The organism is Microbacterium sp. HMWF026, assembly GCF_003061325.1.
Taxonomy (GTDB): domain Bacteria; phylum Actinomycetota; class Actinomycetes; order Actinomycetales; family Microbacteriaceae; genus Microbacterium; species Microbacterium testaceum_E.
In genome coordinates this window covers 1-6,302 of record NZ_QAJB01000413.1, presented here as the reverse complement: position 1 = coordinate 6,302, position 6,302 = coordinate 1, and the positions used below count along the sequence as shown (strand labels likewise).

2 protein-coding genes are annotated in these 6,302 nt (G+C 70.0%); one reads left to right on the top strand and one right to left on the bottom strand.

Translation table 11 applies throughout. From position 1 onward, the window contains the following. A partial coding sequence (katG, locus tag DBR36_RS15080; RefSeq protein ID WP_219927668.1) for a catalase/peroxidase HPI occupies positions 1–1,940 on the top strand: 1,940 nt, incomplete at its 5' end. A 140-nt stretch (positions 1,941–2,080) separates the two neighbouring features. Here the strand turns inward: katG and DBR36_RS15075 are convergent. Next, on the bottom strand, positions 2,081–6,302 hold a 4,222-nt coding region (locus DBR36_RS15075), incomplete at its 5' end, for a LamG-like jellyroll fold domain-containing protein (protein WP_146185391.1).

The following is a 6,302-nucleotide window of genomic DNA, read 5'->3' as shown; positions in this document are numbered from 1 at the left end:
CGATGCAGCGGTTCGCTCCGATCGGCAGCTGGTGGGACAACGGCAACACCGACAAGTCCCGTCGCCTGCTGCAGCCGATCAAGCACAAGTACGGGAACGCGCTGTCGTGGGCCGATCTGATGGTCCTGACCGGGAACTGCTCGCTCGAGCTGATGGGTCTGCCGACGTACGGCTTCGCGGGAGGACGACTCGACGCCTGGGAGCCCGACGACGGCACCTGGTGGGGCCCCGAGGTCTGGAACCCGCACAACATCGAGAGCCCCGACGAGATGGTCAGCCGGGACGAACGCTGGCACGGTCAGAACGGCGACGCGGATTACGACCTGCAGAGCCCGCTGGCCGCGTCCCACCAGGCCCTGATCTACGTCAACCCCGAGGGGCCGTACGCCAACGGCGACCCGATGGGCTCGGCGCGGGACATCCGCATCACCTTCACGCGCATGGCGATGAACGACGAAGAGACCGTCGCCCTCATCGCCGGCGGTCACGCGTTCGGAAAGAGCCACGGTCAGGTGCCCGCGTCCCAGATCGGCCCGTCGCCCGAGCTCGCGCCGATCGAGTCGATGGGTCTCGGCTGGCACAACCCGGTCGGCAGCGGCAACGCCGAGAACACCTCGACCAACGGCATCGAGGGCAGCTGGACCCCGAACCCGATCCAGTGGGACAACGCCTATCTCGAGAACCTGTTCGCCTACGACTGGGAGCAGACGAAGAGTCCTGCCGGCGCCCTGCAGTGGACGCCCACCGACCCGGACGCGCCGAAGACCCCCGACGCGCACGTGCCGGGTCAGATGAACCCGCTGATGATGATGACCTCGGACATCGCGCTCAAGGTCGACCCGGAGTACCGCGCCGTCTGCGAACGCTTCCTGGCCGACTTCGACCTGTTCACGCTCGCGTTCTCGAAGGCCTGGTACAAGCTCACGCACCGCGACATGGGTCCCAAGCACCGGTATCTCGGCGCCGAGGTCACGATCTCCGACGATCTGCTGTGGCAGGATCCGCTCCCCGACACGGACGGAACCGTGCTCGACGACACCGACGTGGCGGCCCTCAAGAAGGCCGTCCTCGAGACGGGGCTGTCCGTGTCCGACCTCGTCTACACGGCCTTCTCCGCCGCGTCCACCTACCGCGACAGCGACAAGCGAGGTGGCGCGAACGGCGGCCGTCTCGCCCTCTCGCCGCAGAAGGACTGGGCGATCAACCGCCGCACCCTCCCGGTGATCGACGTGCTGCGGACCGTGCAGTCGGACTTCGCCGCATCATCGGACGGACGACAGGTGTCGCTCGCGGATCTCATCGTCCTCGCCGGCACGGCCGCGGTCGAGCAGGCGGCACGGGCGGCGGGCTCCGACGCCGATGTCCCGTTCACGCCGGGCCGTGTCGACACCACCCAGGAGCTCACCGACATCGAGATGTTCGAGTGGCTGCGCCCCGTCGCCGACGGCTTCCGCAACTTCGTGTCCGAGCGCTTCGAGCAGTTCGCCCCCGGTGTCGCGCCCGAGGCGGCGTTCCTCGACAAGGCGAACCTGTTCACGCTGACCGCGCCCGAGTGGGCCGTCCTCACGGCGGGGCTCCGCGTCCTCGGCGCGAACTGGGACGGGTCGGACCGGGGTGTGTTCACCGATCGCGTCGGTGTCCTCACGACGGACTTCTTCGTGAACCTGACCGACACCGACCTGGTCTGGACCAAGGACGACGACACCGCGTCGACCTTCACCGGTCGCGTCCAGGCGACCGGCGAGGCCCGCTGGCGGGCCTCGCGCAACGACCTGGTGTTCGGCTCGAACGCGCAGCTCCGCTCGATCGCCGACGCCTACGCGGGCGCCGACGGGCAGGAGAGGTTCGTCCGCGACTTCGTCCAGGTCTGGTCGAAGGTCATGATGCTGGACCGCTACGACGTCAAGGGTCACAAGCGCTACGGAGCGATGGCCGCCTGACCACGCCGCCCCGATCGTCGCTCCCTCTCGTCTCGAAGAGGGGGCGACGTTCGTCTTCGGCGACGGGTCCGTTCGTCGGGAGTGCCGGAGACGCACACGGGCCCCCGTTCCGAGGAACGAGGGCCCGCGCGGAGGTGAGGTCAGTTCACCCGGGAGCGGCGTCGGCCGATCGCCAGGGCCGCACCGGCGGCCACCATGAGCAGCGCACCGATCCCCAGGCCCCAGGGAAGGTCCGCGCCGGTCGCGGCGAGCGCACGCGGAGCGACCACCTGCACGGGGATCGACGCGAACGTCCGACCGTCGTCGCGCACGATCACCAGCGTGTGGGCGCCGAGCGCGAAGTCCGCCGGCACATTCACGCGGAACGTCACCGAACCGCGATCGTCGGCCTTCGGAATGCCCGTGATCACGAGCGGCTGGCTGTTCAGCGTCGCCGCGAGCTGCTCACCGGGCTTGACCCCCGTCACCGTCGCGGTGAACGACCCGCCGCGCTCGACACGCGAGGAGCTGACCGTGGCCGTGGTGCCCGCCGCCGCGTTCGCGACGGGAGTGGCGGACGCGGATGCCGAGGGGCTCGGCGACGAGGTGGGCTGGTCGGTCGGGGCCGTCGTGGGTTCCGGCGACGCCGTGGGCAGGCCCGTCGGGGCCACCGTGGGCTCCGGCGAGGCGGTCGGCGAGGCGGTCGGCGAGGCCGTCGGCGAGGCGGTCGGCGACGCGGTCGGCGACGCGGTCGGCGAAGCCGTGGGCGACGCCGTGGGCGAGGCCGTCGGAGTCGGCGTCACGCCGCTCTCGAGCGTCCCCTTCGTGAACAGCGTCGTCACCTCGGTGGCATCCAGAGCCCGTCCGTACACCCGCACGTCGTCGAGGTCGCCCCCGAACAGACGGTCCGCGGGATACTGCGACTTGGCCAGCAGACCGCCCACGCCCTTCAGCGCTTCCAGGTCGGAGGCGTCGAAGATCGCGGCGACCTCGGCCACCTTGACCCCGTCGACGTACGTGACGAGCGTCTTCTTGCCCGTCAGCACGATCGTGACCTGCGCCCATTCGTTCGGCTGCAGACGCGCCGCACCGGACTTGTTCTCGGTGAAGCCCGACTTGACAGCCGCCGCGACCCCACCGCAATCGGGGCTGGTGAACAGGTAGTTCGTCGTGCTCGATCCGAGAGACAGCGGCCACTCGCACGCGGCGGTGCCGTCCCACTTGACCCAGGTCGACACCGTCAGATCGGCCGTTCCGTCGGGGACGACGCTCCCGCCGATCTGAGCGAAGGCGGCGGTCGATCCCGGCGCACCACCGGGGAACGAGATGGCCGAGTCGCCGTCTTCGCCACGCGCGCCGGTCGCCGCCGTGGCGCCGACCCCGCGGATGGTGGCGTCGTGACCACGGCCGGAGACGTCGGTGATGCGTGCTCCGTCGATCGTGGCGCCGGCTCCGTCGAAGCTGTAGTGCAGCAGCAGGTCCTTCTCGGGCGCGGTCACCGTCATGGGCAGCTTCGTCGACCGGCCATCGGTCGACGTGGCCGTGATGACGACCGAGCCGGGGGCGATACCGGCAACCCGGCCCGACGCGTCGATCGACGCCACCGCGCGGTCGCTCGACGTCCAGGTCACCTTCTGATCGGCGTTGGCCGGTGCGACGGTGGCGGTCACCGTTTCGGTCGCGCCGACGGCGACGACGCTCGATCCGTATCCCAGGGTGATCGCGGTGGATGCCACCGGGGTACCGACGGCGGTGATCGTCGCGAGCGCCGTGGTCGCCGACCCGTCGTCGAGCGCACCGCGCACCTCGACCGAGTCGCCGGGCGCCTTCAGGGCGGAGAGGTCCTGCTCGTCCCAGGTCACGCCGACGTCGATCGTTCCGGCGGCGCGAGTGGCCGTGACCGTGGCGGGGAGGGCGACCGACGTCGTTCCCGGGGCGACCTCGACCGAGACCGGGGCGACCGCGGTCACGAGGTCGTTGGCGTTGTACTTCGCGATCAGGCGGTCGCGCTCCTCGCGAGTGATCCCGAAGGCGACGCCGTGACGCGGGGACGGCGGAAGCGAGTACTGCGCGGGGACCTTCCAGTCGACCTTCCCCTCTTCGAGCGACTCGGTGTACAGCGGGATGTAGCCGCCGCCGCCGTACCAGTCGACGAGCACGTAGTTGCGGTCGCCGTTGATGTCACCCGGGTTCGAGCGGAAGGCCGAAGGACCCTCGGTCTCGGGAAGACCGGCACGAGCCGAGAGGCAGGTGTCGAACTTCGTCCATTCGCCCGACGAGGACGGGGCCCGCAGGTCGGTGCCCTTCTCGGCCACGATGTCGGGGCGGCACGCGGTTTCCTCGGTGCCCTTCGTGAAGCGGTAGTAGACGCCGTCGCGCTCCAGGATCGTGGTGTCGATCAGGCCGGCGTTGGTCTTGCGCAGCCCGTCGATGTCCTGCGACTTGATGTACGGCACCGCGGGGGTGAAGTTCACGAAGTCGCGCGTGGTGGCCATGAGGATCTGCGGCCCGTTGCCGTCGTCCTGCGTGTGAGCGTCATCGACGAAGAGCCGCGAGGACCAGTACACGACGTAAGCGTCGATGGTCGGGTCGTAGTGCGCTTCCGGCGCCCAGGTCATGCCCGCGCTGGGGGGCGACACCTCGATGTGGCGCTGCTCGCCCCAGTTGACGAGGTCGGTCGACTCCCAGATCTCGAGGTAGCGGCTGCCCTTGTCGGTCGGGAAGCCGTAACGCGCGGCAGACAGATCTGTGGCGATGAGGAAGAACCGGTCCCCCTCCTTCGAGCGCAGCACGAACGGGTCGCGCAGGCCCATGTCCCCCTTCGTCGACTCGAGGACGGGTTCGGCGTTGTTCAGCGTGCGCCAGTTGAGCGCGTCATTGCCCTCCGAGACGGCGAAGCGGATCTTCTCCCCGTCGATGCTGTTGTCGCGGAAGTAGACGAACATGTAGGCCTCGTCGTCCTCACGCGTGTGCGTCGATGCCTTCAGGACGGTGATCGGCAGCTCCACGGTCCGAGTCGCGGCCCCCAGAGTCAGTGTGGCGGTGAGCGTGACCTGCTGATCCTGGGCGCCCCGGGTGACACTGCCCTCGCGGACGACGTTCGGTTCGGTGCCGCTATCGGCGTCGGACACCACCGAGGGGTTGGACGACGACCAGGCGATCTTCACATCGCCGGCCTGCGCAGAAGAGAACTGCCCCGAGACCTGGGCACCGTTGGCGGGAAGGGTGATCGAGCCGCGAACGTCGCCGGAGAGTCCGGCCTGTGCGGGCAGCGCGTCGGCGATCTGCCGAACGGCCTCGTCCTGTTCGTTGGCCGAGAGAGCACGCACCGTCACCGAGACCCCTGCACCGACCCGGGTCTGGCCACCGAGCGAGAACGTCGGGGTGAGGGTCGCGGTGGCATCGCCGGCGCTGGCGGACGGACGTGTGATCGTCCCGTCGGCTGCGACGACGCCCGCATCGCTCGTGGTCCAGGTGACGGCCGAGCCCGCTGCCGTCGTGGTCGGCAGCGTCAGGTCGCGGTCGACGCTCGAGGTGTCGCCGAGCGACACCGAGTCCGACGCCAGCACGGCACGGTAGCCGTCGGCACCGACGGCGCGCAGGTCGTCGGCCGACAGCGCGCTCGTCCAGATGCGCACGTCGTCGATGGCGCCGGCGTAGAACGGGTCGTTCCAGAAGGACCGTCCGAGATACCCGCCGACACCGTTCTGGCCGAGAGCGGCGTCGATGGTCTGCGCGATTCCGGTCTGCTCCGCGTCGCCGCCGTCGAGCTGCCCGTTGACGTAGTACGCGATACGCTGGCCGGGCTGGAACACCAGGGCGATGTTGGCCCACTGCCCGACCGGCAGGGCGGCACCGCCGTTGCCGACGCGGCGTTCGCCCGTGCCGTCCGAGACGGCTGCGTACGTTCCGTTGCAACTGGTGGATGCCAGCAGGTTCTTCGTCGTCGAGCGCCCCAGACCGAACGCGAGCTGGCATGCGCCGTTGCCCGCGCCCTCCCACTTCGTCCACATGCTGACCGTCACGGCCTTGTCGCCCGCTCCGACGATGTCGTTGGGCAGCGACACGTACGACGCGACCGCGTCGGCGTCGTTCGGCCCGCCCGACAGGCGGATGGCCTTGTCGCCGTCAGCACCTGTGACACCGGGGACGACGGTGATGCCGCCGTTTCCGACGACGCCGTCGGTGCGCGTCGCGCGGACACCGGTGTCGGGGATGGCGGCACCGGCACCGAGAGTGCCGCTGAGGGTGTCGAACGTGTAGTGCAGCCCAGGATCGACCACCGGCGCGGCGATCGCCGCGGGCGGGGTGACCAGGGCCGACGCCGTGACCACGGCGATGGCGGTGGCGGCGAGCAGACGGGGGACGCGCATGGGGGTGGAC